The 26,045-nt window shown below is 68.6% G+C and carries 25 protein-coding genes and 1 tRNA gene; 17 read left to right on the top strand and 9 right to left on the bottom strand.

Going from position 1 to position 26,045, the window contains the following annotated elements:
• Window positions 1-116: 116 nt before the first annotated feature.
• Window positions 117-1,409, bottom strand: coding sequence for a PTS transporter subunit EIIC (locus DDJ31_RS14975; RefSeq protein ID WP_127179788.1), 1,293 nt, complete (start codon window positions 1,407-1,409; stop codon window positions 117-119).
• A gap of 159 nt (window positions 1,410-1,568) precedes the next feature.
• Between DDJ31_RS14975 and DDJ31_RS14970 the strand changes: the two genes are divergently transcribed.
• The 4 genes from DDJ31_RS14970 to rdgB all read left to right on the top strand — a co-directional run bounded on the left by DDJ31_RS14970 (window position 1,569) and on the right by rdgB (window position 4,025).
• Window positions 1,569-1,817 (top strand): PTS glucose/sucrose transporter subunit IIB, encoded by a 249-nt coding sequence (locus DDJ31_RS14970; RefSeq protein ID WP_276319335.1) that lies wholly within the window; start codon window positions 1,569-1,571, stop codon window positions 1,815-1,817.
• An 88-nt stretch (window positions 1,818-1,905) separates the two neighbouring features.
• A complete protein-coding gene (gene rph, locus DDJ31_RS14965) occupies window positions 1,906-2,643 on the top strand; it encodes a ribonuclease PH (protein ID WP_127179790.1) in 738 nt (245 codons plus the stop codon).
• Between the two features lie 147 nt (window positions 2,644-2,790).
• Window positions 2,791-3,189, top strand: coding sequence for a hypothetical protein (locus tag DDJ31_RS14960; protein ID WP_127179791.1), 399 nt, complete (start codon window positions 2,791-2,793; stop codon window positions 3,187-3,189).
• 230 nt (window positions 3,190-3,419) lie between these two features.
• Window positions 3,420-4,025: an RdgB/HAM1 family non-canonical purine NTP pyrophosphatase gene (rdgB, locus tag DDJ31_RS14955; protein ID WP_127179792.1), complete on the top strand. Its 606-nt coding sequence runs from the start codon at window positions 3,420-3,422 to the stop codon at window positions 4,023-4,025.
• A gap of 55 nt (window positions 4,026-4,080) precedes the next feature.
• Here rdgB and DDJ31_RS14950 read toward each other — a convergent pair.
• A tRNA-Leu gene (locus DDJ31_RS14950) sits at window positions 4,081-4,164 on the bottom strand.
• A gap of 304 nt (window positions 4,165-4,468) precedes the next feature.
• Complete coding sequence (gene bcp / locus DDJ31_RS14945) at window positions 4,469-4,936, bottom strand: thioredoxin-dependent thiol peroxidase (protein ID WP_127179793.1); 468 nt, start codon at window positions 4,934-4,936, stop codon at window positions 4,469-4,471.
• A 100-nt stretch (window positions 4,937-5,036) separates the two neighbouring features.
• On the opposite strand from bcp, the gene DDJ31_RS14940 reads away from it, so the two are divergent.
• The 3 genes from DDJ31_RS14940 to sugE all read left to right on the top strand — a co-directional run bounded on the left by DDJ31_RS14940 (window position 5,037) and on the right by sugE (window position 6,241).
• Window positions 5,037-5,366: a DUF3618 domain-containing protein gene (locus DDJ31_RS14940; RefSeq protein ID WP_127179794.1), complete on the top strand. Its 330-nt coding sequence runs from the start codon at window positions 5,037-5,039 to the stop codon at window positions 5,364-5,366.
• Window positions 5,367-5,463: 97 nt separating this feature from the next.
• Window positions 5,464-5,766: a GroES family chaperonin gene (locus DDJ31_RS14935; RefSeq protein WP_431029219.1), complete on the top strand. Its 303-nt coding sequence runs from the start codon at window positions 5,464-5,466 to the stop codon at window positions 5,764-5,766.
• A gap of 154 nt (window positions 5,767-5,920) precedes the next feature.
• Window positions 5,921-6,241, top strand: coding sequence for a quaternary ammonium compound efflux SMR transporter SugE (gene sugE / locus DDJ31_RS14930; RefSeq protein WP_127179796.1), 321 nt, complete (start codon window positions 5,921-5,923; stop codon window positions 6,239-6,241).
• On the opposite strand, the gene DDJ31_RS14925 is transcribed toward sugE, so the two are convergent.
• Window positions 6,235-8,673 carry a transglycosylase domain-containing protein gene (locus DDJ31_RS14925; RefSeq protein ID WP_127179797.1) on the bottom strand — a complete coding sequence of 813 codons (2,439 nt, stop codon included), beginning with the start codon at window positions 8,671-8,673 and terminating at the stop codon, window positions 6,235-6,237. The two genes, sugE and DDJ31_RS14925, sit on opposite strands and share 7 nt — an antisense overlap.
• Before the next feature lie 202 nt (window positions 8,674-8,875).
• On the opposite strand from DDJ31_RS14925, the gene DDJ31_RS14920 reads away from it, so the two are divergent.
• Genes DDJ31_RS14920 through DDJ31_RS14905 form a run of 4 tightly spaced genes read left to right on the top strand, consistent with a single transcriptional unit; the run spans window position 8,876 to window position 12,499 of the window.
• On the top strand, window positions 8,876-9,676 hold the full coding sequence (locus DDJ31_RS14920) for an ABC transporter permease (protein WP_127182783.1): 801 nt from the start codon (window positions 8,876-8,878) through the stop codon (window positions 9,674-9,676).
• Window positions 9,669-10,550, top strand: a complete 882-nt coding sequence (locus tag DDJ31_RS14915) for an ABC transporter permease (RefSeq protein ID WP_431028027.1) — start codon at window positions 9,669-9,671, stop codon at window positions 10,548-10,550. The genes DDJ31_RS14920 and DDJ31_RS14915 overlap by 8 nt, the downstream gene beginning before the upstream one ends.
• 7 nt (window positions 10,551-10,557) lie before the next feature.
• Window positions 10,558-11,604, top strand: coding sequence for an ABC transporter ATP-binding protein (locus tag DDJ31_RS14910; protein WP_171480829.1), 1,047 nt, complete (start codon window positions 10,558-10,560; stop codon window positions 11,602-11,604).
• Window positions 11,605-11,614: 10 nt separating this feature from the next.
• Window positions 11,615-12,499, top strand: a complete 885-nt coding sequence (locus DDJ31_RS14905) for a DUF1707 SHOCT-like domain-containing protein (protein WP_127179798.1) — start codon at window positions 11,615-11,617, stop codon at window positions 12,497-12,499.
• Window positions 12,500-12,624: 125 nt separating this feature from the next.
• Here the strand turns inward: DDJ31_RS14905 and DDJ31_RS14900 are convergent, their stop codons facing one another.
• Window positions 12,625-13,965, bottom strand: coding sequence for an SGNH/GDSL hydrolase family protein (locus DDJ31_RS14900; protein WP_127179799.1), 1,341 nt, complete (start codon window positions 13,963-13,965; stop codon window positions 12,625-12,627).
• Window positions 13,966-14,185: 220 nt separating this feature from the next.
• Here DDJ31_RS14900 and DDJ31_RS14895 point away from each other — a divergent pair, with 220 nt between their 5' ends.
• The 3 genes from DDJ31_RS14895 to DDJ31_RS14885 all read left to right on the top strand — a co-directional run bounded on the left by DDJ31_RS14895 (window position 14,186) and on the right by DDJ31_RS14885 (window position 18,080).
• Entirely contained in the window at window positions 14,186-15,682 is a 1,497-nt protein-coding gene (locus DDJ31_RS14895; protein ID WP_240678198.1) for a DUF445 domain-containing protein, read from the top strand.
• A gap of 202 nt (window positions 15,683-15,884) precedes the next feature.
• Window positions 15,885-17,360 (top strand): MFS transporter, encoded by a 1,476-nt coding sequence (locus tag DDJ31_RS14890; RefSeq protein WP_127179800.1) that lies wholly within the window; start codon window positions 15,885-15,887, stop codon window positions 17,358-17,360.
• A 360-nt stretch (window positions 17,361-17,720) separates the two neighbouring features.
• Complete coding sequence (locus DDJ31_RS14885) at window positions 17,721-18,080, top strand: VOC family protein (protein WP_127179801.1); 360 nt, start codon at window positions 17,721-17,723, stop codon at window positions 18,078-18,080.
• A gap of 37 nt (window positions 18,081-18,117) precedes the next feature.
• Here DDJ31_RS14885 and DDJ31_RS14880 read toward each other — a convergent pair whose 3' ends face one another.
• Both DDJ31_RS14880 and DDJ31_RS14875 read right to left on the bottom strand, forming a co-directional pair.
• The gene (locus tag DDJ31_RS14880; protein WP_127179802.1) at window positions 18,118-18,420 is read right to left on the bottom strand and encodes a hypothetical protein; all 303 of its coding nucleotides are present in this window, start codon (window positions 18,418-18,420) and stop codon (window positions 18,118-18,120) included.
• A 156-nt stretch (window positions 18,421-18,576) separates the two neighbouring features.
• Entirely contained in the window at window positions 18,577-19,074 is a 498-nt protein-coding gene (locus DDJ31_RS14875; RefSeq protein WP_240678199.1) for a hypothetical protein, read from the bottom strand.
• 135 nt (window positions 19,075-19,209) lie between these two features.
• Between DDJ31_RS14875 and DDJ31_RS14870 the strand changes: the two genes are divergently transcribed.
• Both DDJ31_RS14870 and DDJ31_RS14865 read left to right on the top strand, forming a co-directional pair.
• Complete coding sequence (locus DDJ31_RS14870; RefSeq protein ID WP_164784963.1) at window positions 19,210-20,514, top strand: hypothetical protein; 1,305 nt, start codon at window positions 19,210-19,212, stop codon at window positions 20,512-20,514.
• Window positions 20,511-21,098 (top strand): GNAT family N-acetyltransferase, encoded by a 588-nt coding sequence (locus DDJ31_RS14865; protein WP_127179805.1) that lies wholly within the window; start codon window positions 20,511-20,513, stop codon window positions 21,096-21,098. Before DDJ31_RS14870 ends, DDJ31_RS14865 begins: the two co-directional genes overlap by 4 nt.
• Window position 21,099: 1 nt before the next feature.
• On the opposite strand, the gene DDJ31_RS14860 is transcribed toward DDJ31_RS14865, so the two are convergent.
• Window positions 21,100-22,131, bottom strand: coding sequence for a hypothetical protein (locus DDJ31_RS14860; protein ID WP_127179806.1), 1,032 nt, complete (start codon window positions 22,129-22,131; stop codon window positions 21,100-21,102).
• A 101-nt stretch (window positions 22,132-22,232) separates the two neighbouring features.
• Here DDJ31_RS14860 and DDJ31_RS14855 point away from each other — a divergent pair, with 101 nt between their 5' ends.
• Complete coding sequence (locus DDJ31_RS14855) at window positions 22,233-22,808, top strand: hypothetical protein (RefSeq protein ID WP_127179807.1); 576 nt, start codon at window positions 22,233-22,235, stop codon at window positions 22,806-22,808.
• 2 nt (window positions 22,809-22,810) lie between these two features.
• On the opposite strand, the gene DDJ31_RS14850 is transcribed toward DDJ31_RS14855, so the two are convergent.
• Window positions 22,811-25,954, bottom strand: a complete 3,144-nt coding sequence (locus DDJ31_RS14850; RefSeq protein WP_127179808.1) for a DUF3427 domain-containing protein — start codon at window positions 25,952-25,954, stop codon at window positions 22,811-22,813.
• Between the last annotated feature and the right edge of the window lie 91 nt (window positions 25,955-26,045).

The raw sequence follows: 26,045 nt of genomic DNA, 5'->3' as shown, positions 1-26,045 counted from the left end.
ACATCTGCGACCGGAGCGCTACCCGCCGTGGCCGCGCACCGGCCACTCCCGGCCATGACGACGGCCCCCCGACCGGTGGTCGGAGGGCCGAAGACCCCTGTGGCGCAAGGCCGTTGTCAGGCCTTGGTGACGTCCTCCCTGGCATCCTCCGGCTCCCGCCCCGGCGTCCGCAGATCGAACCGGGTGATCGCGAACCGGAAGACCACGTAGTAGACGACGGCGAAGCACAGGCCGATCGGCACGATCGCCCACGGTTTCGTCGCCAGGTTCCAGTTGATCGCGTAGTCGATCAGACCCGCCGAGAAACTGAAACCGTCGTGCACCCCGAGCCCCCACGTCACCGCCATCGACACCCCCGTCAGCACCGCGTGGATCGCGTACAGCGCCGGCGCCACGAACAGGAACGAGTACTCGAGCGGCTCGGTGATCCCCGTGACGAACGACGTCAGCGCCACCGACAGCATCAGCCCGCCGATCTCCTTGCGGCGCTCCGGGCGGGCGCAGTGCGTGATCGCCAGCGCCGCCGCGGGCAGCGCGAACATCATGATCGGGAAGAAGCCCGAGGTGAACTGCCCGGCGTCCGGGTCGCCCGCGAGGAACATGTTGATGTCCCCGTGCACCACCGTCCCGTCCGGCTTGGTGTAACTGCCGAACTGGAACCAGATGGGCACGTTCAGGAACTGGTGCAGCCCGATCACGAGCAGCGCCCGGTTCGCGACCCCGAACACCCCCGCCCCCCAGGCACCCAGGTCGTCGAGCCAGTTCGAGAAGGCCTCAAGGGCGTAGCCGATCGGCGGCCAGACCCACAGGCACACCGCCGCCACCGCGATCGCCACGAACGCCATGATGATCGGCACCAGCCGCCGCCCGTTGAAGAACCCCAGCCAGTCCACCAGCCGCGTGCGGTGGTAGCGCGCCCAGAAGAACGCGGCCAGCAGCCCCAGCACGATCCCGCCGAACACCCCCGGATTCTGGTACGTGAACGCCGACACCGAGTTGTCCGGAGCCTGGCAGCCGATCCCGGTCACCGGCGTCGCGCCGGTCAGGCAGTCCTTCGGGAACTGGTGCAGCACGTTGTAGTAGACGAGGAACCCGACCACCGCCGCCAGCGCCGTCGAACCGTCCGCCTTCTTCGCCATCCCGATCGCCACACCCACGCAGAACAGCAGCGGCAGCCCCAGCGAACCGTCGAGCAGCGCGCCGCCCGCACCCGCCATCACCTTGGACACGTTCGTCCAGCCGAGCCCGTCGTCCCCGAAGACGTCCGGCTGGCCGAGCCGGTTGAGGATGCCGGCCGCGGGCAGCACCGCGATCGGCAGCTGGAGGCTGCGGCCCATCTTCTGAAGCCCCTGGAAGACATCGCCCCAGCGGCTGCGGCCTGACCCTGCTGCGGTGCTGTCGGCGGTCATCGACATCCCTCCGGGCTCCGCGTTTGGCGGCCGTCCACCCTCTGGTGTAGACCAGTTGGCGGACGGCTCCGCTGTCGTGATCGCCATCATTCGGCACCTACGACATGACCGCTCGCAAAGTTGGGCCAACTGTGGGTTACTGCCACAAAAGCGGTTCGGATCAGGGAGAAAGACATGGCCACCAAGGCTGAGAAGATCGTCGCCGGGCTCGGCGGCATCGAGAACATCGACGAGATCGAGGGCTGCATCACCCGTCTCCGCACCGAGGTCCACGACGCGAACAAGGTCGACGAAGCCGCCCTCAAGGCCGCGGGCGCGCACGGCGTCGTCAAGATGGGCACCGCCATCCAGGTCGTCATCGGCACCGACGCCGACCCGATCGCCGCGGAGATCGAAGACATGATGTGAGCGGCGCGCGCAGCCGCGCGCTCACCCGGAAGGGCCCCTTTCCCCACCGGGAGGGGCCCTTCCCGCTGCTGCGGATAGGCTCGTCGCCATGTCTCGAATCGACGGCCGCACGCCCGAACAGCTCCGCCCTGTCACCATCGAACGCGGCTGGAGCAAGCACGCCGAGGGCTCCGTCCTCGTCTCCTTCGGCGACACCAAGGTCTTCTGCACCGCCACCGTCACCGAAGGCGTCCCCCGCTGGCGCAAGGGCAGCGGCGAGGGCTGGGTCACCGCCGAGTACTCCATGCTCCCCCGCGCCACCAACTCCCGCGGCGACCGGGAGTCCGTGAAGGGCCGCATCGGCGGCCGCACCCACGAGATCTCCCGCCTCATCGGCCGCTCGCTGCGCGCCGTCGTCGACTACAAGGCGCTCGGCGAGAACACCATCGTCCTCGACTGCGACGTCCTCCAGGCCGACGGCGGCACCCGCACCGCCGCCATCACCGGCGCGTACGTCGCACTCGCCGACGCCGTCACCTGGGCGCAGGAGCGCAAGCTCGTCAAGCACGGCAGGCGCCCCCTGGTCGGCACGGTCTCCGCGGTCTCCGTCGGCATCGTCGGCGGCGTCCCGCTCCTCGACCTCTGCTACGAGGAGGACGTGAAGGCCGACACCGACATGAACGTCGTCTGCACCGGCGACGGGCGGTTCGTCGAGGTCCAGGGCACCGCCGAGGCCGAGCCGTTCGCCCGCGACGAGCTGAACTCCCTGCTCGATCTCGCCGTCGTCGGCTGCGCCGACCTCGCGGCCGCCCAGCGGGCCGCCCTCGAAGGCGTCCTCGGAAAGTAAAGGAAACACCAAGAAAGGCCGGCCGCGGGGGCAGCCCCCGTGGCCGGCACCGCGTCTTCGCCAGTGCGGGCGCACGGCACACCACCGTGCGCCCGACCAGATCACGGGGGCCCAGGGGGGCCTGGACAAAGGGGAGGGAACACCGCCATGGCCGTGAGCCGCCGTCGTCGTTTCGCCGTCACCGCCGCCGCCGTGGCGGCCGTCGCCCTGACCGCGGGAGTGACCACCGGCTGCGACGCCGTCGACAAGGCCCTGGACTGCGTCCAGACCGCCGACACCATCGCCGACAGCGTGACCCGCCTCCAGCAGGCCGTGGAGAACGCGTCGAACGACCCGGGCCAGCTCGACGAGTCCCTCGCCTCCATCGACAAGGACCTCGCCAAGATAGGCGACAAGACCGACAACGCCGACGTCAACAAGGCGGTCGAAAGCCTCGGCGACGCGGTGGACAACGTCCGCACGGCCGTGCGGAACGGCGACAACACCCCGGACGTCAGCCCGGTCACGGACGCGGCGGGCGAACTGACGAAGGTCTGCACGGCGTAGGCGCGGCGGGCGGGCGGACGGGGACGGGGACGGTGCCCGACCCGTCCGGCCCTGGGACCGGACCCGGTCCCGAACCCGGACTCAGCCTCGGCCCCGAACCCGGGCCGAACGGCCCGTGAGGGAGGGAAACGGCCCGTGGGGGAGGGAAGGCCCGTGAGGGACGGAGAGGAAGCCGCACCCTTCGCTGCCCCCGTCCGGTCCCGCCCAGGAGGACCGGAATACTGGTCCCCATGACCAGCCGCCTCATCCTCGCCACCCGTAACGCCGGAAAGATCACCGAGCTGAGGGCGATCCTCGCCGAGGCCGGGCTCCCGCACGACCTGGTCGGCGCGGACGCCTACCCCGAGATCCCCGACGTCCGCGAGACCGGCGTGACCTTCGCCGAGAACGCCCTCCTCAAGGCCCACGCCCTCGCCCAGGCCACCGGCCTGCCCGCCGTCGCCGACGACTCGGGGCTCTGCGTCGACGTCCTCAACGGCGCCCCCGGCATCTTCTCCGCCCGCTGGGCGGGACGCCACGGCGACGACCGGGCCAACCTCGACCTGCTCCTGGCCCAGCTCTCGGACATCGCCGCCGAGCACCGCGCGGCCCACTTCGCCTGCGCGGCGGCGCTGGCCCTCCCGGACGGCACCGAACGCGTGGTCGAGGGCCGCCTCCTCGGCGCCCTGCGCACCGAGCCGTCCGGCACCAACGGCTTCGGCTACGACCCGATCCTCCAGCCCGAGGGCGAGACGCGCACCTGCGCGGAACTGACCCCGGCGGAGAAGAACGCGATCAGCCACCGGGGCAAGGCGTTCCGGGCACTGGTGCCCGTGGTGCGGGAACTGGTGGGCTGAGACGCGGCACGAGAGACGGCCTGCGCATCGATGGACGATACGCAGGCCGTTCCTGTGCGGCGGAAGGGATTCGAACCCTCAAGCCCGATCAAGGGCCACAGATCCTAAGTCTGCTGCGTCGCCATTGCGCCACCGCCGCCAGCCGTCCGACATCGTACCGGGAGCCGCTCACCGCCTTCTGCCGCCCCGGCACCAGGTACGGGTGACCGCGTGACCGTCGGGGCACGGACCGCCTCCTGACGGCGGGTGCTGCTGCCGGGGTCAGCCCCCAGCCGTTCCAGCGCCTCTGGCAGTGTCCGTGCCCCGCGCGCCGCCCTCTCCAGGCGTTCCCTGGTGCACGCGCCAGCCTCGCGCCGAGCGGCCCCCTCCGTCCTCGGTCACGCGCGCGGCCCGCGCCGGAGGGGCGTCCGGGGCGGGCCGTCGGGGGAGGGGGCTGACGTCGCTCAGATCCCCAGGTCCTTGATGATCTTTGCCACGTGGCCGGTCGCCTTCACGTTGTACAGGGCTCGTTCCACCTTGCCCTCCTCGTCCACCACCACCGTGGAGCGGATGACGCCGACGACCGTCTTGCCGTACAGCTTCTTCTCGCCGAAGGCGCCGTAGGACTTGAGGACCGTCTTGTCGGGGTCGCCGAGGAGGGTCACCTTCAGGGACTCCTGCTCGCGGAACTTCGCCAGCTTCGCGGGCTTGTCGGGGCTGATGCCGATGACGTCGTAGCCGGCGCCCGCCAGCAGGTCGAGGTTGTCGGTGAAATCGCAGGCCTGCTTGGTGCAGCCTGGTGTGAGGGCCGCGGGGTAGAAGTAGACGATGACCTTGCGGCCCTTGTGGGCCGACAGGGACACCTCGTTGCCGTCGGCGTCGGGAAGGGTGAAGTCGGGGGCAACGTCCCCGGTCTGGAGTCGCTCGCTCATTGGGCCAGCGTAACCGGGGGTCCTGACCGTGCGGTGACGGCAGGAACTGACAGACTGTCCAGAACCGAGAGCAGCGACAGAAGACTTCGGAGGCCGAACGGTGGCGGACACGTCGGACACCAGAAACCCGGCGCAGATCGAGGCGGACATCAAGCGCCGCCGCGAGGTGCTGGCCGAGACCCTCGACGAGATCGGGGTGCGCGTGCACCCCAAGACGATCGTCGGGGACACGAAGGCCAAGGTCGTCGGCAACATCGATCACACGGTCGGACGCGCCTACGTCGGCGTGAACCGGGCGGTGAGCCAGGTGCGGGCCCAGTTCGTCGACGAGGAGGGCGCGCCGCGGCTCGAACGTGTCGTCCCCGCGGCCCTCGTGGTCGTCGGTGTCGTGGGGCTGCTCGCCCTCGGCTCCCGGCGCCGCAAGGGCTGACCCGGCGGCGTACGGACGCGGCGAGGACAGGTAGGTTCAGGGCGTGAGCGCAAGCAGAGACGACCACAGCACCCACCCCGACAAGCTGCCCATCAGGATGCTGCACGACCGCGTCCTCGTCCGGCAGGACGCCAGCGAGGGCGAACGGCGGTCAGGCGGCGGCATCCTGATCCCGGCGACGGCGGCCGTCGGCCGGCGGCTCGCCTGGGCCGAGGTGGTCGCCGTCGGCCAGAACGTCCGCACGGTGGAGCCGGGCGACCGGGTCCTGTACGACCCGGAGGACCGGGCCGAGGTCGAGGTGCGGGGCGTGCCGTACGTGCTGATGCGCGAGCGCGACCTGCACGCCGTGGCCGCCGACCGGTTCGAGGGGTCCGAGGACTCGACCGGGCTCTACCTCTGAGACGACCCGCGAGAAGGGCCGGTGACCGTCGTCACCGGCCCTTCTCGCATGTTCTTTGCTAGCGTGGACGGTACCCGACGAGACGCGCCGTACCGGGCTGCACCATGGCAAAGACGACGCACCCCGTACCCGTCACGTCTCGGAGGTGCCTGTCATGGCCTGGGTTCTGCTCGTCGTCGCCGGTCTGCTCGAGGTCGGCTGGTCGATCGGTATGAAGTACACCGACGGCTTCACCCGGCTGGTCCCCAGCCTCTTCACCGGCGCGGGCATCGTCGCCAGCATGCTGCTGCTGTCCTACGCCACCCGCACCCTGCCCATCGGCACCGCCTACGGCGTCTGGGTGGGCATCGGCGCGGCCGGGGCGGCGGTGCTCGGCATGGTGGTGCTGGGTGAGCCCGCGACCGCCGCCCGGATCTTCTTCGTCTGCCTGCTGCTGGTCGCCGTCGTGGGGCTGAAGGCGACCTCCGGTCACTGACCGGGGTATTCCTCTTCCCTGAAGGCCGTGCTCAGCGGGCCCGCCGCGGTGCCGGTGGTGCCGGTGCCCCCGGTGCCTCCGGTGGTGGCGCCCGTCGTCCCGCCGGTGTCGCCGCCCGTGGTGGTCCCGCCGGTCCCGCCCGTGGTGCCGGTCGTGCCGGTCGTGCCGGTGGTGCCGCCGGTGTCGGTGCCGGTGGCGCCGCCCGTGGTGTCGGTGCCGCCGTCGGTGGGGGTGCCGCCGCCGGGGGTGGAGCCGGTGGTGCCGTCCGTGGTGGCGCCGCCGCCGGTGGCCGCGCCGCCGTCGCCCTGGCCCTCGGTGCCGCCCTGGTCGCCCTGGCCGCCGTCGGTGCTGCCGCCGTTGTCGCCGGTGCCGGGGGCCGAGGGCTCCTCGGACGGCGGCGCGACCTGGTCGGCGCCCTGCTGGAGCTGGAGGTCGAAGTCCTTCACCGCCTTGCCCTTCAGCGCGGCCTTCGTGTACTGCGCCCAGATCGCGGCGGGCGGCCCGCCGCCGTTGACGCGGGCCAGGCCCATCGCGCCGTACAGCGGCCGGTGCTGTGCGGTCACCGGGTCCTGGCCCATGACGGCGACGACGGTCGCGAGGTCGGGCGTGTACCCGGCGAACCAGGCGGCCTTGTCCTCCTCCGCGGTACCGGTCTTGCCCGCGGCGGGGCGGCCTGCGGCCTGCGCGGCGCTCGCCGTGCCGTTCTCGACGACGCTCCGCAGGATGGAGGTGGTGGTGTCGGCGGCCTCGCGGCTGACGGCCTGGTGGACGTCGCGGGCGGGCAGCTCGATGGTGTCCTTGCCGTCCCGGGTGATCGACTCGATCATCGTGTACGTGCCGCGCTTGCCGTGGTTGGCGAGCGTCGCGTACGACTCCGCCATGTCCAGGACACTGGCGGTCGCGGTGCCGAGCGCGATGGACGGGCCGGGGCTGAGGTCCGGGGTGTCGGCCGGGATGCCGAGGTCGATCGCGGTCTTCTTGACCTTGGCGGGGCCGACGTCGGCGGCCATCTGCGCGTACACCGAGTTGACGGACTTGTCGGTGGCGGTGCGCACGGTGATCCGGCCGTAGGAGACGTCGTCCTCGTTCTCCGGGGCGTAGGGGCCGCCGTTCCAGCCCTGCACGGGACGCTTGTTGGTGCCGTCGTAGTAGGTGTTCGGGCTGATCGTCTGGCCGCTCTGGGTCTGCGAGTCGTTCTGCACGGCCGAGGTGAACACGAACGGCTTGAAGGTGGAGCCGACCTGGAAGTCGCCGCGGGTCGCGCCGTTGGTGTACTGCTGCACGTAGTCGACGCCGCCGTACATCGCGACGACCTTGCCGGTCTTCGGGTCGACGGAGGCGCCGCCCGCGCGGACGTAGGTGTCGACCTTGTTGCCCTTCTTGTCGAGCTTCTTCATCACCTGGTCGTCGACCGCCTCGACGAAGGCGTCCTGCTTGGCCTTGTCCAGCGTGGTGGTGATGCGGTAGCCGCCCGCCTCCAGCTCCTCCTTGTCGACGACCTTGTTCTCGGTGAGGTAGTCCTTGATCGCGTCGACGATGTAGCCGCGCTGCCCCGACAGGCCCGTGGAGATCGTCTGCTCCTTCGGCATCGGGAACTTCAGCCCGGTCCGCTTGGCCTCGCTCAGCCAGCCCTTCTTGACCATGCCGTCCAGGACGTAGTTCCAGCGGGCCAGCGCCGCCGGCTTGTTCTCCGGGTGGGCGACGACGTCGTACTCGCTCGGCGCGTTCACCAGCGCGGCCAGGTACGCGGCGTGCGCCGGGTCCAGGTCGGTGGCGTCCATGCCGTAGTACGCCTGGGCGGCGGCCTGCACGCCGTACGCGTTGCGGCCGAAGTAGCTGGTGTTGAGGTAGCCCTCGAGGATCTTGTCCTTGGACTCCGTGCGGTCCAGCTTGATGGAGATGAAGAACTCCTTCACCTTGCGGGTGACGGTCTGCTCCTGCCCCAGGTAGTAGTTCTTCACGTACTGCTGGGTGATGGTCGAACCGGACTGCTTGCCCTTGCCCAACGCGGTGTTCCAGCCCGCCCGCAGCATCGCCTTCACGTCGATCGCGGACTCGGTGTAGAAGTCCCGGTCCTCGGCGGCGAGCACGGCGTGCTGGGCGTTCTTGGAGACCTGCGCCAGACCCACGTTCTCCCGGTTGACCTCGCCGTCACGGGCGAGCTGTGAACCGTCCGCGTACAGGTAGACGTTGCTCTGCTTCATGGCAAGCGCGTTGGCCGGCGGGATCTTCACCAGCGAGTAGCCCAGGAAGAAGAGGCCGACCAGGAGGAGTGCCCCGAGCACCACGGTGGCCAGCACCATGCGCCAGGTCGGGAAGATCCGGCGCCACCCGGTGCGCTTGGGCCGCTTGGGCTTCTTCCCGTCCCCCTCCTCGGCAGCCTGCGGCTCTCTCGGTGCCCAGCCCTCGGCCGGCTGCTGCTCGTCACTCATGCGTGCACGGACTCCTGATTCGCGTCGTACGTTCTCGTACGCCCTCGTAACGCCACTGCGCCCCCTCCTGAAGACTCTCGCACCGAGCGTTCCGTTCCCTGATTCCGGCACGCTTCCGGTCCGAAAAACCCGTGGCGTACGTCACCACCTGCGGACTATGCTCCTGCGCTTCGGTGTCGAAGCGGCCTGGGAGGGTTTCTGGATGGGCTCGGGACGGTTGTACACGGCCGTCGCGGCGGGCGGATTCAGACGGTACGCGACCTACCGGGTCGCCACCGCCGCCGGGGTGTTCACGAACACGGTGTTCGGGCTGATCCTGGTGTACACGTACATCGCCCTCTGGGACGAGAAACCCCACCTCGGGGGGTACGACAGGACGCAGGCGATCACCTATGTGTGGGTGGGGCAGGCGCTCCTTTCGACGCTCGCGATCGGCGGCAGCCGGGTCGAGGCGGAGCTGATGGAGCGGATCAGGACCGGGGACATCGCGGTCGACCTGTACCGCCCGGCCGACCTCCAGCTGTGGTGGCTCGCCTCCGACCTGGGGCGGGCCGGGTTCGAGCTGATCGGACGGGGGGTGCTGCCGTTCCTCTTCGGCGCGCTGGTGTTCCCGATGGCGCTGCCCGGCGCGTGGACGACCTGGGCCGGATTCCTGGTGGCGGTGGTCCTCGGGATGGTCGTCAGCTTCGCGATCCGCTATCTGGTGGCGCTCTCCACGTTCTGGCTCCTGGACGGCACGGGTGTGTCGCAGATCACCCTGCTCGCCGGGATGTTCGCCTCCGGGATGACGCTCCCGCTGAACGTGTTCCCCGGGCCGCTCGGCGACGTCGTCAGGGTGCTGCCGTGGTCGTCGCTGCTCCAGCGGCCCGCTGACGTGCTGCTCGGCGAGGCCGGGCTGTGGAGCACCTTCGCCTTCCAGGGCGCGTGGGCGGTGGCGCTGCTGGCGCTCGGGCGCCTCGTGCAGTCGGCGGCGACCCGGAGGGTGGTCGTGCAGGGTGGCTGAGACGGTGGAGCGGCCCGGCGCCGCGGCCGAATCCGACGGGTCAGGGACGCGCGGTGGGACGCGCGCCCGCGCGGCGGTCGGGCTGCGGGCGTACGGCCTGATCATCGCGATGTGGATCCGCTCGACGATGGCGTACCGGACGTCCTTCGTGCTGACCGCGGCGACCAACTTCGTGACGACCGGCCTCGATTTCGTCACGATCCTGCTGATGTTCTCGCGGGTCGACGTGCTCGGCGGCTGGCCGCTGCCCGAGGTGGCCTTCCTGTACGGGATGTCGTGCGTCGCGTTCGGGCTCGCCGACCTGGTGACCGGCTCGATGGAGCGGCTCGGGCAGCGGGTGCGGGACGGCACCCTCGACACCCTGCTGGTGCGGCCCGCGCCGGTGCTCGCGCAGGTCGCCGCCGACCGGTTCGCGCTGCGCAGGCTCGGGCGGGTCATGCAGGGCGCGCTGGTCCTGGGGTACGCGCTGACCGCCGTCGACATCGCCTGGACGCCGCTGAAGGCGCTGCTGCTGCCGGTGGCGCTGGTGAGCGGCGCGGGGATCTTCTGCGCGGTGTTCGTGGCGGGCGCGGCCTTCCAGTTCGTGGCGCAGGACGCCTCCGAGGTGCAGAACGCGTTCACCTACGGCGGGACGACGCTGCTCCAGTACCCGCCGACGGTGTTCGGGCGCGAGCTGGTGCGGGGGGTGACGTTCGTGCTGCCGCTGGCCTTCGTCAACTGGGTCCCGGCGGCCTATCTGTTGGGGCGCCCGCTGCCGCTGGAGCTGCCGGGGTGGGTGGCGTTCATGCCGCCGCTGGTGTCGGGGGCGTGCCTGGCGCTGGCGGGGCTGGCGTGGCGGGCGGGACTGAGGTCGTACCGGAGTACAGGGAGTTAGCGCTCAAGTGGACAGTGACAGCAGGGACTTCAGCGACGGCGACCGGGCCTTCATCGAACTCGACCGGGTCGAGAAGGTCTTCGACGTGCGTCGCAGGACCGGCTTCCTCAAGCGGGAGCTGCGCCAGGTGCGGGCCGTCGACGCGATCTCCTTCACGGTGGCGCGCGGCGAGATGGTCGGCTACATCGGGCCGAACGGCGCGGGGAAGTCGACGACCATCAAGATGCTGACCGGCATCCTGACGCCCAGCGGCGGCCGGCTGCGGGTCGCGGGCATCGACCCCGCCCGGGAACGGATGCGGCTCGCGCACCGGATCGGCGTGGTCTTCGGCCAGCGCACCACCCTCTGGTGGGACCTCCCGCTGATCGACTCCTACCGGCTGATGCACCGCATGTACCGCATCCCGGACGCCCGGTACCGGGAGAACCTCGACCGCTGCGTCGAACTCCTCGAACTGGCCGAGCTGTTGGAGACCCCCGTCCGGCAGCTCTCGCTGGGGCAGCGGATGCGCGGCGACATCGCGGCGGCGCTGCTGCACGACCCCGAGGTGCTGTACCTGGACGAGCCGACGATCGGCCTCGACGTCATCTCCAAGGCCAGGGTGCGGGGCTTCCTGCGCGATCTGAACGCCGAGCGCGGCACCACGGTGCTGCTGACCACCCACGACCTCCAGGACATCGAGCAGCTCTGCTCCCGGGTGATGGTCATCGACCACGGGCGGCTGATGTACGACGGGCCGCAGGCCGGGCTGCACGAGGTGGGGGAGAGCGAGCGGACCCTGGTCGTCGACCTGGAGCGCGAGACGCCGCCGATCGAGGCGCCGCCCGCGCGGGTGGTGCGGGTGGAGGGGCCGCGGCAGTGGCTGGCGTTCCCGGCGGCGGAGTCGGCGGCGCCGTTGGTGGCGCACATCGCCGCCCGGTACCCGCTGGTGGACCTCTCGGTGCGGGAGCCCGACATCGAGGCGGTGATCGCCAGGATGTACGAGGGCGGTGCCGGTGGGGCGGCTGATCCGGAGGAAACCGGTCTCGTAGCCGACGGCCGGGGGAACTCGTAGGCTGCTGAGCATGACCGACGACCAAGTACCGGAGCTCCGGGCTTCCGACGCCGACCGTGAACGGGTCGCCGAGATCCTGCGGGACGCCCTCGCGGAGGGCCGGCTCGACATGGAGGAGTTCGAGGAGCGCCTTGAGGCCACCTACCGGGCCCGCACCTACGGCGAGTTGACGCCGCTCACCCGGGATCTGCCGGTGCCCGGGGTGCCGGTCGCGCCGCTTCCGCGGGCCTCGTCGGGTCCCTCGTATCCGTCGGTCTCGCTGCTCAAGGACCAGGCGCCGGAAGGCAGTTGGGCGAGCCGGGTGGTCGGGGGCGAGCATGCCTCGTCGTGGGCGGTCGCGGTGATGTCGGGCTTCCAGCGCCGGGGCCGCTGGACGATGCCGAAGCGGTTCAACTGCCTCGCCTTCTGGGGCGGCGGCGAGATCGACCTGCGCGAGGCGAACTTCGCGGACCACGAGGTCCAGATCAACTGCGTCGCGATCATGGGCGGGTTGAATGTGATCGTGCCGCCCGGCGTCACGGTCGTGGTGCGGGGCGTGGGCATCATGGGCGGCTTCGACAGCCGCGAGGAGGGCGTGCCGGGCGACCCGGGGGCGCCGCGCGTGACCGTCACCGGGTTCGCGTTCTGGGGCGGGGTGGGCATCGAGCGCAAGGTGACGAAGGCCGAGCGGCAGCGCCTGAAGGAGGAGCGCAGGCAGGAGAAGCTGGACCGCAGGGCGGCGGCGCGCGAACTCTCCGGGTCCTCCCGCGCGGACGCCCACCGGCGCATGGTCGAGGGCCGCCGTGATCTGCTGCGCGACCGCCACGAGGAGCGCAGGGAACGGCACGAGGAGCGCCGTGAACGCCACCGGGAGCGCCGCGAGGAGCGCGACAGACGGCGGTTCGGGGACCGTTGAACGACGTCGCCGGAGAAGACGGAGAAGACGGGGAAGCGACGTAGGCGGAGAAGGCGGGGGCGGGGGCGGGGGCGCGACGACAGCACCCCGCCCCCGCCCCCGTTTCTCCCCCTCGTCGCCGCGCTCTACAGCTCCGCCGGGGCCGAGCCCTTGAGGCTGTTGAGGTCGAAGGCGCTGGCCATCCGGGCGTAGCCCTTGTCGCTGGGGTGGAGGTGGTCCCCGGAGTCGTACTCGGGCCGCAGCCTGCGCGGGTCGAAGGGGTCGCGCAGCGCCCGGTCGAAGTCGACGACCTCGTCGAAGACCTTCCCCGCCCTGATGACCGCGTTGACCTGCTGACGGACACTCTCGCGGGCGGGGGTGTAGCCGCGGTGGCCCTGGAACGGCATGAGGGTCGCGCCGATCACCTTGATGCCCCGGGCGTGCGCCTGCCCGACCAGGGCGCGCAGCCCTCCGGTGATCTTGTCGGGGTCGGCGAGCCGCGGGTTGCGCAGGATGTCGTTGACGCCGAGGTCGATGACGACGACCTTCACGTTGGTGCGGCCGAGCACGTCGCGGGGGAAGCGTCCGAGGCCGTTCTGGTTGTCGGCGGGGCGGCCGAGGCCGTCGGCGAGGATCTGGTTGCCGCTGATGCCCTCGTTGACGACGCTGTAGCGGGGCAGGTCGCGGCCGGACTCGATGGCGGTGCGCAGCCGCTCGGAGAGGACGTCGGTCCAGCGCCGGTTGGTGTTGACGGTGGAGGTGATGCCGTCGGTGAGGGAGTCGCCGAAGGCGACCACGGTGCCGTCGGAGTCGTTGCTGAGCACGTCGAGCGAGGTCAGGTAGCGCCAGTACGGGGTCTGCTCGGTGTACGCGGCGCCGGTCACGTCCTCGGTGAGGTCGCCTTCGGCGAGGTAGGAGAGCTGCCGGGCGTGCGGGTGGTAGGTGACCGGGCCCGAGGGGGTGGGGGAGTAGGTGGTGACGAGGAGGTCGCTGTCGTGCGGGACGAGTATCCGCACGGCGTCGCTGAGCACCTGCTGTCCGGCCGGGACGACGACCGCGGTGGCGCCGTCGAAGGTCAGCCGTCGCATGGTGGTCGGGGCGGCGGAGGCGGTGGAGGAGCCGGCGGCCACGGCGATGGTGGCGTGCCCGATGGTCAGCGCCGACTGGCCGTAGAGGTTGGAGAGGGTGACGCGGGCGCTGGTGCCGCCGATGGCGGTGTGCACGACGTTGCGGAGGGAGCGTCCCGCGTAGCCCTCGGTCTCGGTGCCGGGTTCGGCGCCCGCCGGGGACGCGGACCAGGCGCCGACCCAGGTGCCGGTGGAGGCGGGTGCGGCGGAGTTGTGGGGCCTGCCGCCTCTGGTGAGGCTGCTCCTGCCGGTGTCGCCACCGTCGTCCTTGGCCGCTGCCCCTGCGTATATGGCGGCCGACAGGCCCACGACCAGCGCGATGATCGCGGAAAGCAGGGCATAACCGTGACGCCTGGTCATGCGGTGCGTGTCTCCTCGAGCGAACGGGAGCCCCAGGCTCCGATGTGATCATCCCATGATGCGTCATGGGATGAGGGGTAAGAGAACAGGACCCCCCATTGGGCCACCGGAGTTCACGGATGAGCTCCCCCTCCAGCATGACGCCGGGAACTCCTGTTCCGTTCCAGGAGTCGGTCAGGAAGGGACAATGTGTGCACGGGATCACGAACGGGTGGAGTGGATGGAACGTACGGAACCAGAACGAACCGGCACGAACGACGGGGACGGGACGGCCCGCCCCGCACCCGGGGAAGACGACCGCGCCGGACACGGCCACGGCGGCGGGCACGGCCGTGGCAGCGGTGAGGGCGACGGCGGCGGTGCGGGTGGCGGGCGCGGTCCCGGCGGCGGTGAGGGTGGTGGCGACGGCGACGGCGATGGTGACGGTGGCGTGTCCGCGTCCGCCGTCCGCACGATGACGACGTTCAGCGCGGCGGACGAGGAGAAGCAGCGCGGGGTGCGCCGCATGAAGCTCACCGCGTCCGGCCTGCTGCTGTTCGTCGCGGTCGTGTACGTCCTCGCCAAGTGGGCGCAGAACTCCGGGGCGGGCCCCTGGGCCGGGTATGTCGCCGCGGCGGCCGAGGCCGGCATGGTCGGCGCGCTGGCCGACTGGTTCGCCGTCACGGCCCTCTTCAGGCATCCGCTCGGCCTGCCGATCCCGCACACCGCGATCATCCCCACCAAGAAGGACCAGCTCGGCGTCTCCCTGGGCGAGTTCGTCGGCGAGAACTTCCTCTCCGAGGACGTCGTGCGCGGGCGGCTGCGGGCCGTCGGCATCGGCGGCCGACTCGGCACCTGGCTCGCCGACCCCGACCACGCCGACCGGGTGACGGCCGAGCTGTCGGCGGCGCTGCGGGGCGCCCTGACCGTCCTGCGGGACTCGGACGTCCAGGCCGTGGTCGGCGAGGCGATCACCCGCAGGGCCGACGCCCAGGAGATCGCGCCCGGCATCGGCAAGATGCTGGACCGGGTCGTCGCCGACGGCGGCCACCGGCGCGTCGTCGACCTGGTCGTCGCCCGCGCGCACGACTGGCTCGTCCTCCACGACGAGCAGGTCATGGACGCCGTCCAGGGCGGGGCGCCCGGCTGGACACCGCGGTTCGTCGACAAGCGGGTCGGCGAGCGCGTCTACAAGGAGCTGCTGCGCTTCGTCACCGAGATGCGCGACATGCCCAGCCACCCCGCGCGCGGCGCCCTCGACCGCTTCCTCGCCGACTTCGCCACCGACCTCCAGTCCGACACGGACACCCGGGCGCGCGTCGAGCGGCTCAAGGGCGAGGTGCTGGGCCGCGGCGAGGTCCAGGACCTGATCGCGTCCGCCTGGACGGCCGTACGATCCATGATCGTCTCGGCGGCCGAGGACGAACGCAGCGAGCTGCGCCTGCGGGTGCGGGCCTCGCTGCTCTCGCTCGGCACCCGGATGGCCCAGGACGCCAAGCTCCAGGCCAAGGTGGACGGCTGGGTGGAGGGCGCGGCGGTGTACGTCGTCACCACCTACCGCGGGGAGATCACGTCCCTGATCACGGACACGGTGGCGGGCTGGGACGCCGAGCACACCACCCGGAAGATCGAGGCGCACATCGGCCGCGACCTGCAGTTCATCCGGATCAATGGCACGGTGGTGGGATCACTGGCGGGACTGCTGATCTACACGGTGTCACGGGCGCTGGGGGCGTAGCCCTCCGGCTCGGGGGCATCCGGCAGGGGTCCCGTCCGGCGGTTCGGCACAGGGCGCGCGCGTCGGTCGCGTGCGCCGTGGGCGTGCGGCGGTCGTGTGCCCCAACGGCGCGCGCCGCCCTGCGTGTCGTCGCACCGCCGGCTGGTTCCGTCGGCCGTCCTGTCGGCGGAACCATTGGTTCCGCTCAGAGAGGAGGGAGCCCATGTCCGAAGCGCGGGCCGAGTCAGGCCGCACCCTCACCACCGACATCCCGGCACGCCTCGACCGTCTCCCGTGGTCGCGCTGGCACTGGACCATCGTCATCGGCCTCGGCACCGTGTGGATCCTCGACGGCCTCGAGGTCACCGTCGTCGGCAACATCGCGGGCCGTCTCTCCGAGCCCGGCAGCGGACTGCCGATCAGCTCGGGCCAGATCACCGGCGTCGCCGCCGCGCTGTACGTGGCCGGCGCCTGCGTCGGCGCCCTCTTCTGGGGCCGCCTCACCGACAAGTGGGGCCGCAAGAAGCTGTTCATGATCACACTGGCGGTCTATCTCGCGGCCACCGCGCTGACCGCCGTCTCCTTCTCCAGCTGGTGGTTCTTCCTCTTCCGCTTCCTGACCGGCTTCGGCATCGGCGGTGAGTACGCGGCCATCAACTCGGCGATCGACGAGCTGATCCCGGCGAAGTACCGGGGCCGCGTCGACCTCGCCATCAACGGCAGCTTCTGGGCGGGCGCGGTCCTCGGCTCGCTGCTGGCGATCCTCGCGCTGAACGAGTCGATCCTGCCGAAGGACGTCGGCTGGCGGCTGACGTTCGCCCTGGGCGCGGTCCTCGCCTCGGTGATCCTCCTGGTCCGCAGGCACGTCCCGGAGAGCCCGCGCTGGCTGCTGATCCACGGCAGGGAGGCGGAGGCGGAGGAGATCGTCTCGGACATCGAACGCAAGGTCGAGGCGGAGACGGGGCAGTCGCTGCCGCGCCCCGAGACCGAGATCACCATGCACCAGCGGGGCAGCGTCGGCTTCGGCGAGATCGCCCGCACGGTCTTCTCGACCTACCGCAAGCGCGCGGTGCTCGGCTTCTCCCTCTTCATAGGACAGGCGTTCCTCTACAACGCGATCACCTTCGGCTTCGGCGCCATCCTCACCACGTTCTTCGACGTCCCGACCGGCAACACCGGCTACTACTTCGCCGTCATCGCGGTGGGCAACTTCTTCGGCCCGCTGCTGCTGGGCAAGCTGTTCGACTCGGTGGGCCGCCGGATCATGATCTCCTCGACGTACCTGCTCTCGGGCGTGCTGCTGTTCGGGACGGCCTGGCTCTTCGACCAGGGCTCCCTCAACGCGACGACGCTGACGGCCTGTTGGTGCGTGGTGCTGTTCTTCGCGTCGGCGGGCGCGTCCAGCGCCTACCTCACGGTGTCGGAGATCTTCCCGATGGAGACCAGGGCGATGTCCATCGCCTTCTTCTACGCCCTCGGCACGGCGGTCGGCGGCATCAGCGGCCCGCTGGTCTTCGCCGACCTCACGGAGTCGGGCGTGGTCGGCGACACGGTGCTGGCCTTCCAGATCGGCGCGGGCCTGATGTGCGCGGCCGGCCTGGTGGCGGCGTTCCTCGCGGTGAAGGCGGAACGCCGCTCCTTGGAGGACGTCGCGAGGCCGCTGTCGGAGGTGGCGGGGAAGGCGTCGGCGACGACGTAAGGGGGGCGGAGGGCCAGCCGTGGTCGCCGCCCTCGCTCCCGCTCCCGCCTCCGCCCTCGGGCGCGGACTCGGCGGCGATCGGGGTGAGGCCGGCACGGGGGTACGCGAGGCCGCCGGCCGCCGAGGCGGGGGTGGCGGCGGTCGCGATCCCGACGGCGGCCGTGATCCCGACGGCGGCCGCGGTGGCGACGGCGGCCGCGATCTCGACGGCGGCCGCGGTGGCGCCGGTGGCCTGGAGAGGGGGCCGGCGGCTGAGGTCCCGTGAGGCGTGCACGCGTGAGAGACGGCGAGAACCCGCGCCGATGCCGAAAACTGGGCCCATGCCGAAAGAAAACTGGGCCGATGCCGAAGACTGGGGCGATGACCGTACGCAGAGTGGTGCCGGACATCAGGGTCGAGTCGGAGGACGAGATGAGGGCGAGCAGCGACTTCTACGCCTCGCTCGGCCTGGAGGAGGTGATGAACCTGGGGTGGGTGACGACGTTGGCGTCACCGTCCAACCCCACCGCCCAGATCACCTTCTCCCTGCGGGACCGCACGGCGCCGGTTGACCCGGACCTGAGCGTGGAGGTGGCGGACGTGGACGAGGTCCACGCCCGGTTGCTCGCGGCGGGAGCGGAGATCGTCCACGGACCGCGGGACGAGGAGTGGGGCGTGCGCCGCTTCTTCGTGCGGGACCCGACGGGACGGGTGGTGAACGTGGTGTCGCACAGAAGGTGACGGGCCCCGGCCGGGGAGCGCCGGACCAGCCCCGCCGTCACCCGCGCCGATCGGCGACGACCCAGGAGGCGAGGGCGACGGCCCCGGCGACCCCGAGCACGGCGGGCCAGGCGCCGACCTTCTTGGCGAGGGGATGAGAGGCCCCGAACGCGACGACGTACCCGGCCGCGAGCGCCCCGGCGGCCTTCCCACCGGCCCGCTGCCGCCACTGCCAGGCGGCAGCACCCCCGGCGACGGCGAGCACACCCCCACCCCACTCCCGCCTCTTGCTCCACCGGGCAACCCCATACCCACCGACAAGCCCACCGGCGGCGACGACGGCACTGGGAATCTTGGGCATGGGGGACCTCCTGGGCCTCGGGCGACTGACTTCTGAGACTAACGAGCGGTGTGGCCCGGACGGTCGGCCACCACTCCAGAAGGCCCAACGCCCGGACGGCTTCCGTGCCAGTGGCCGGCCGGTCTTCGTCGGCCCGGCCCAGAGCCGCGGACGGGCTCAGTCAGCGACCGGTCGCGCCAACTCCGCGCGACCGGCGGCGACGAGGGAGCGCACGTCCTTCGGACGGCACAGGTCACCGTCGTACCGAGGCGGCACTACCCAGTAGGTTCCCGGCGGTTCCTGGCGGTCGATGCGAGGAACACCGAGGTAGGTACCTTCACCCAGGCAGGGCGCGTCCTCGGCCCGCTCCATGCACGCGATCACGCCGGCACCCCAGTTGATGAGGCTGTAGTACGTGACTCCGGCCACCCGGCGGTCGTGGATGACGGGTCCCTTGAGCCGAGTCCTCAAGGCGGCGGCGACTCGATCGGTGTCCGCACTGCCGACGGCCGCGTACACCAACTCCCCGGGCAGCCGAATCGCTGCGAACAGTCGGCCGAGCGGGAGCAACGCCACGCCCTGCTCCGACCACTCCAGGTGTGCCTGCCGTGGTACCGGATGGGCGCGGGCGAGCCAGTCGGAGATCAGTCCGTCCATGTCCGCTGGTGTCAGCACTTCAGCCCCTCGGGTGATTGATTCGGTCACCCTCAAGAGGAAACCGGAACGGTCGGCCGGGCCACAGGGCAGATCTCGCGAAGTCACTCGCAGCCGACCGGACACTTTTGCCACGCGGCACTCGCGGGGAGGACCATGACCTACGGAGCGGCGGGTGAAGGGGTACGTGTGAAAGCCAAGAGGAACACGAGACTTGAAGCCCTGTTGGTCGAGTTCGGCTACACCCACGAGAACCTCGCGGACGCGGTGAACAGCGCGGCAGCGGAAATGTTCGGCACGCATGCCAACTGCACCGATCGGCATGTGCGCCGTTGGATCGCGGGCGACGTCCAATGGCCCTGGCCGCGCCATCTGGTGCCGCTTCAAAACATCTTCGGACGCACCGCGCAGGAGATGGGATTCACCCCGCGCAAGACATCCCGGGTACCCGCACACCCGACACGGATCAAGCCAGTGCCCGGGGCCCATGGCCTGCCACGCCGTGACTTCATCACCGGCGGTCTTGCCGCAGCCCTCGGCCTTGAACTCATCCCCTCCGCGGGCCGCCTCGGCTCCAGTGACGTCGAACGTGTTCGGGCCATCGTTGCGAACCTCTACAGGTACGACCACGCCCTGGGCGGCGGCGCTCTGCACGATGTCGCCACTGAAGCTCTCCGCCACGTGCAAAGCGCCTTGAATCAGTGCACGTTCGGGGACCGTGTCGAGAAACTCATGTATGCGGCCATGGGGGATCTGGCGGCCTCCGCCGGATGGTTCGCCTACGACGCCGGACGCCAGACAGCGGCAACCCATCTGTACCGCGAAGCCCTCCAGGCAGGTGCGCTCGCAGGGGACAGCATGCTCCAGGCGCGGGTCTGGTCCAACCTCGCGATGCAGGCCCGCCTCCTCCATCGCGACAGAGAAGCCTTACGTATGGGTTGCGCTGCTGTGGAGACTCGACAAGCGAAGAACGACGCGTGGTTGATGGCGTTGCTGCACTGCCGCCAAGCGGTCGGCCATGCCCGAGCCGGGGACCGTGTCAGGGCGCAACGCTCACTCGCCCGCGCCGAGTCGGCGTACGAGCGGACCCAAGGCCGTCCCGCGGCCTGGCTGTCGTTTCTCACGCCCGCCGAATTGACAGGTCTCGCGGGCGCCGCACACCTTGCCCTCGGACAGCAACGCCGAGCCGAGCAACTGACCCTCTCGGCGCTTCAGATGCTCGAACCGCGCTTCGAGCGCAACCGGGTCTACTACACCGTCCAGTACGCGCAGGCGCTCATCGACGGTGGCGAGATCGAGCATGCTGCCGTGCAAGCGGGGACAGCGGTCACCCTCGCGGAACGAGTCCGGAGCGGCCGGGTGAGAGGGAAACTCGCCGATCTACGGAGAGGACTCCAACAACACACGCACGTCCCCGTAGTTGTCGACTTCCTGGAAGAGACTGGACGGACAGGGGCATGACGATGGAAGGGATGCGGCTGGAACGCCGAGACGCGGCCGGTCTGAGCGATGTCCGACCGCAACTCCTCGATGTCTACGCGGAGATCTACGCGGCTCGTCTGAGTGAGGAGTTCCACAGCGTCGAGAGGTTCGACGAACGGCTCGGTTGGAACACCGAGGTTCCCGGATTCGCGGCGGTGGTGGCCTACCTCGACGACACGGCTGTCGGTTACGCATACGGTTGCGCACTCCAGGCGACCACGCGCTGGTGGCGCGGACTTCGAACGCCGGTACCACCGGACGCGACCGCGGAGACGGGAGTTCGCACCTTCGCGCTCTCCGAGTTGATGGTCGTGGAGCGACTTCGAGGAACCGGTGCGGCCCGCCGCATTCACGACGCGCTGCTGAGGGACCGGTTGGAAGACCGCGTCACCCTGCTGGTCGAGCGGGAACATCCCAAAGTCCGAGGACTCTACGAGGCTTGGGGATACGAGTGGTTCGGCGAGGTGCTGCCGTTCGCGGACGCTCCACTGTACGACGCGTTGATTCTGAGGATCGGGTCAGGCCGGCATGACCGGCGGAACCTTTCTTCGGACTCCGACTGATTCAGACCGGCAAAGGGCAGTCGACGCAACGCGACGGTCGAGCTGTGTTGCTGAAGGGTGCCGTGTTCGCGTCGATCTCGGAAAAGTCTCCGCTGTCGTTGCGATATACGAGACCGATTCCGTTCTCGGCGAGCAGCGTGCGGAGATCTTCCCGGGGGAGTGTCGGTGTGAGAACCATCAAGTGCAGAGGCTGATCGTGGTGGAAATCTCTCAAGTGATGCCGGGCGAGCAGGAGTTGAGAGAGAGCGTTCTTGATTGATTCACTCGCTGCACTACTCGTCGGCTCATAGACCGTGTTGCTCGTCTGGCTGTACAGGTCAAAGAGGAGCCGATCTGTCGATTCGCGCATGGCCAGCTCCAGCTGGCCGAGGGTGTTTCCGGCGGCGGATTCACGCGCATCGAAGGTCTCGGCAAGTTCGTCGCGTCGCTCTTCTTGCAGGTCGTGAGCGCGCGGAGCCTGTTGACGCCTTTGGCGTCGAACCGCACGAGCGAATCGGCCTGCGGTGAGGTTAAACATGAGCCGAGATTGGGATGCCGGCTGAAGGATATCGGAATTTTCGCGAACGTAAGGTCCGACTGGACGTAGCCGAAAGACGATGACATTGCGGTCTTGGTTCAGTTCGTCTTTGGCTTCCCTGGTGTCAAATGGATTACGCTCGTCAACTTTAAACGTTCCGATATAGCGGTGCGTTCGAGTATCGGTTCCCGGAACCTTGCCCACAGCGACGAATAGATGCAACGTGCGGTTTTTTTCGGCATGCTCCAAAATCGCGGCATTTCCTCCAGTTAGGGTCTGATTTCCCCTCTTTCCCGTTCCGGTATAGGTGAAGACGGGCCCCAGGTCGTCATCCTCGGCAAGCCATCCGTCGCGGTATCCGTAACGCTCCCCGCTCTTACTGTCAGAGAAGATGAGAACGTTCCTTTTCTCCTTCGCTGGGCAGATTCCTGCGTAGCCGCTGCCGCCGAGGACGGGGTGGATCTCCGCGCGTGTGAGGATGTCGCCGGGCTGGAACCCGGACGTGCTTGTCGTCATGTGTCGAGGTTAACGGGCGCAACGCTCATGAGGGTGCGCCAGGTGACGCAAGTCGCCCTGACGGCATTGTGGCCGGGGAGAGTTCGGGCGAAGATGGTCTGATGAGTGAGGCAATGGGGGCGGTCGTTGCGGCCGTTATCGCTTTCGCGTCCGCGGTCGTCGGTGCCGTGGTCGCCGGTATCTACGCCAAGCGTGGAGCTGAAACGGGTGGGCGCAAGGCAGTTGAGGCAGCGCTAGCGCAGGTACACGGCCAGGCGGCAGCGGAGCACTGGCAGTGGGTCCGCAGCCAGCGCCACCAGTCCTTCGCTTCCCTCCTTGAGGCTTATGACGCCATTGATGAGATATTTACCCGCATCGCACCTGTCGTCAGGAATGGTGCTCATCTCGATGAGGCGACAGGTCGCGAGTTGGGTGAGCGCATGCTCGCGCTCAAAAACAGCACCAGCAAACTGGCGTTGTGGGGGCCAAGTGAGGCAAGAGATTTGGCCTATGTGTTGACGCGGGAGACGATGGCCGCGGTTGGTGCTTTGACGCAGGTGGCGGCTGCGAGCCCGGACACCCTGAATGCCCGATGGACTAGCTGCAACCTGGCCCGGCAAACGATGGCGCAGGCATATGTTGGATTTCTCCAGAGAGCTGGAGAAATCATTCGCGACCCTCGTCAGCCATCCAGCTAATGCTAGGTCCCGGCAATGGCAGAGTACGACCACACGTCCGCAGGCAGTTCATGATGAAGTTGCCAGGTGATGGCCATCGGCTTGTTGCCTGAGTGTCGTAGATAGGTTGCTGGACCCAACAGCATCCAGGGCTGGGCCTTGCCGATGTCGGTGTCCTTGTAGCGGCGCATAAACAAAAGAACGTGGCTGCCGCGTTGCGCGTGTTGCTGATAACGCAAGCCTGTGGGCGAGGTTTCGGCGGTCGTACTCTGTGACTCCCAATGGAAAAGCGAAGGACTCAAGGCGTAGTCCTTGTACCTGACGGTGGGAGAGAAATCTTTCTCGTTCTTTTCGAGGGTGATGAGCAGTGCGTCTGTCTTATTCGGCTCGTCCCACAGGACTCCCTGTGCGAACGAACCAGGCATCTGTCCGCCGAGGCGAGCAACCCCGAGCGCGGCCAGGATTTCGGAACGGTTGTACGCGCTGTGGATTTTCAGGGGGATGTGCGCGTGCGTATCCCCGAGAGGGATAGGCAAGTGGTCCGCCTGGCCCATCACATGCGCGATGACCTGCCGTAGTTCGCTACGCAGGGCTCGATGTTCGCGGAGCGATTCGAGACCTTGCTCGTAGGAGTTGAAACCGCCGGCCTTGTCCCAGAGGTTGAAGAACAGCATGCGCGCGTACGTTTTATCTCTCGGGTTGAGGTCCTCGTACGGCGGGGCGTCATCGTCCAGAAGGCGGGTGTATGCCTCAGCGCGTTCGAGGTCGTCAACGTGCAGGAACGCGTGCACGCGCTTCAGCAGATCTTCCTCACCCGGCTGCTCGGGTAGATCGGTCAGCCCAGCTCGGCGCAGGGTCGAGGTCCATGAGTTGCTTGACTTGTACAGCTCCTTGATCTCGCGGCGGCTCTCCCTGAGGTAGTCGTCGAGGAGTGCTGTGTCGAACGCCCTGACTTCCTTGGCGAGGGTCTGGATGTTCGCCTTGATCTGGGTGCGAATGTTGTCCAGTACGAGATCCTTGGACTTGCCTTCAAGGATGATCTGGCAACCAGACGGCAGCAGAGGGAAGTCGTGTTCGGCGTGCTCAAGGAGCCGATTGCGCGACAAGTTCGTCATTGCACGGAACTGCTCCTCGAAACGGAACTCAGCTCGGTGCTGCCCAATGAAGTCGAGTACCGTGAGTACAGGCTTATCTGGTGTGCGACGAAGCCCTCGGCCTAGCTGCTGAAGGAAGACGGTAGCGCTACTCGTCGGACGGAGAAGTAGCAACGTGTCGACGTCGGGGATGTCCAAGCCCTCGTTGAACAGGTCGACGGAGAAAACAACTTGGATCTCTCCTGATTTGAGCTCAGCCAGGATCCGATCACGCGTCTCTGCCGTGGACTCGCCGTCCAACGCCTCAGCTTTCAAGCCTGCGTCTCGGAAGCACTTAGCCATGAAGTGGGCGTGCTTCCTACTGACGCAGAACCCGAGAGCCCGCATGTTCTCCGGGTTTGACACCTTGTCCCGCACTTGCTTCAGAACGATCCGAGCTCGGGCGTTGTCGGCGGAGTACAACTCGCCGAGTTGGCTCTGATCGTACGTTCCTGAGCGCCAGTTGAGGCGAGTGAGGTCCGTCCCGTCCGGGACGCCGAAGTAGTGGAACGGGCAGAGCAGGTCGTTATCGAGTGCCTCCCACAGACGCATCTCAGCGGCGATCCGGCCTCCGAAGAACTCATCCTGCACGTTGAGTCCGTCGGCGCGCTCGGGAGTAGCTGTTAGGCCGAGAAGCTGCTTGGGCTTGAAGTGGTTAAGAACACGGCGATAGGTTGCAGCAGTGGCGTGGTGGAACTCGTCGACGACAATGATGTCGAAGTGGTCCGCGTCGAATTTCTCGAGTCGCTGATCGGTAAGCGACTGGACGCTAGCAAAGACATGTGTCCAGTCCCGTGGGAGTTCCCCGCTGAACAGTGGTTCGCCGAAGGACGCGTCATCAAGTACTTCACGGTACTTCCGCAAGGACTGCTTAAGGATCTCCTTGCGGTGAGCCACAAACAGCAACCGCGGGTACCGCTTGCCGCCCCACTGCTTATGCAGATTGCGGTAGTCAAGGGCCGCCATGACTGTCTTGCCCGTCCCCGTCGCGGCGACCAGCAGGTTGTGATCGTGACCGCGTACCTCACGCTCGACTTGGAGACGCTCCAGCATGTCGGACTGGTGAGGGTAGGGCCGAACCTCAAGCCCAGAGAGGCTGATCTTGGAGTCCTGGTCGGATGACGAGGTGCCCGCCACACCGAGAGCCTCATCCAACTTGCGGGCATCGCGATCCGGGTCGTAGCTCTCGAAGGCGATGTCGTTCCAGTACGACTCGAAGCTGGCCTCGAACTTGTTCAACACCGCTGGTGTAGCAACAGACGATAGGCGTACGTTCCACTCCAGTCCGTCAAGGAGTGCAGCCTTGGACAGATTGGAACTACCTATGTATGCGGTGTCGAAGCCACTATTGCGGCGAAACAGCCAAGCCTTGGCGTGCAAGCGAGTGGAACGAGTCTCGTAGTTGACCTTCACTTCTGCGCCGAAATCTCGGACGAGTCGGTCCAGGGCATGACGGTCTGTGGCGCCCATATACGTCGTGGTGATGACGCGCAGGCGCACACCGCGCTCGGCTGCTTCACGGAGAGAGCTCTCCAGGACGCGAATGCCATACCACTTCACGAATGCGCACAGTAGGTCGATGCGGTCAGCGGTCGCTAGTTCAGCGCGCAACTCGAAGCCAAGACTGGGGTCTTCAGAAGCGTTGGTGAGCAGGGAGCTTTCGGAGAGCGGCGTAGCAGGGCGGATGGTGTAGACGCCTGGCGCCTCCGGCTGGGCGACGGCGAGCAACTGTCGGGGGCCATCCACGATCGCGTCGATCCACTCACGGGCACCTTCCAGCGTGCCGAGAGAGGCCAAGATCTGGTTGGCTGCCACGACCTGTTCGTCAAGGGGAAGGTCTTGGAGGATGCGTCGAACGATCTCCCCAACATGCCGGGCGAGGACATGCGGTGCCGATTCCTTGCTGACCTCTCCCTCGATTGCCTTCCAGCCGGAAGCTTCTAGTTCCTTCATTCGTTGCTGGAGCCGCTGCGTAATTAGAGTCTCGTACAGACCCACGACGGGTGTTGCAGTGCCGGCCAGCTCCGGGCGCATGAAGGTTCCCTCTCACCGTTGCGATCGCTGGGATCGTTGTATCAGGGGGCGTTGCGATCTAGGCAGGAATTTTGGCGGCGCTGCCCACGGA

The organism is Streptomyces griseoviridis (assembly GCF_005222485.1).
Classification (GTDB): domain Bacteria; phylum Actinomycetota; class Actinomycetes; order Streptomycetales; family Streptomycetaceae; genus Streptomyces; species Streptomyces hintoniae.
The sequence above is the reverse complement of the archived record's forward strand: the minus strand, read 5'-3'. Positions and strand labels throughout refer to the sequence as shown.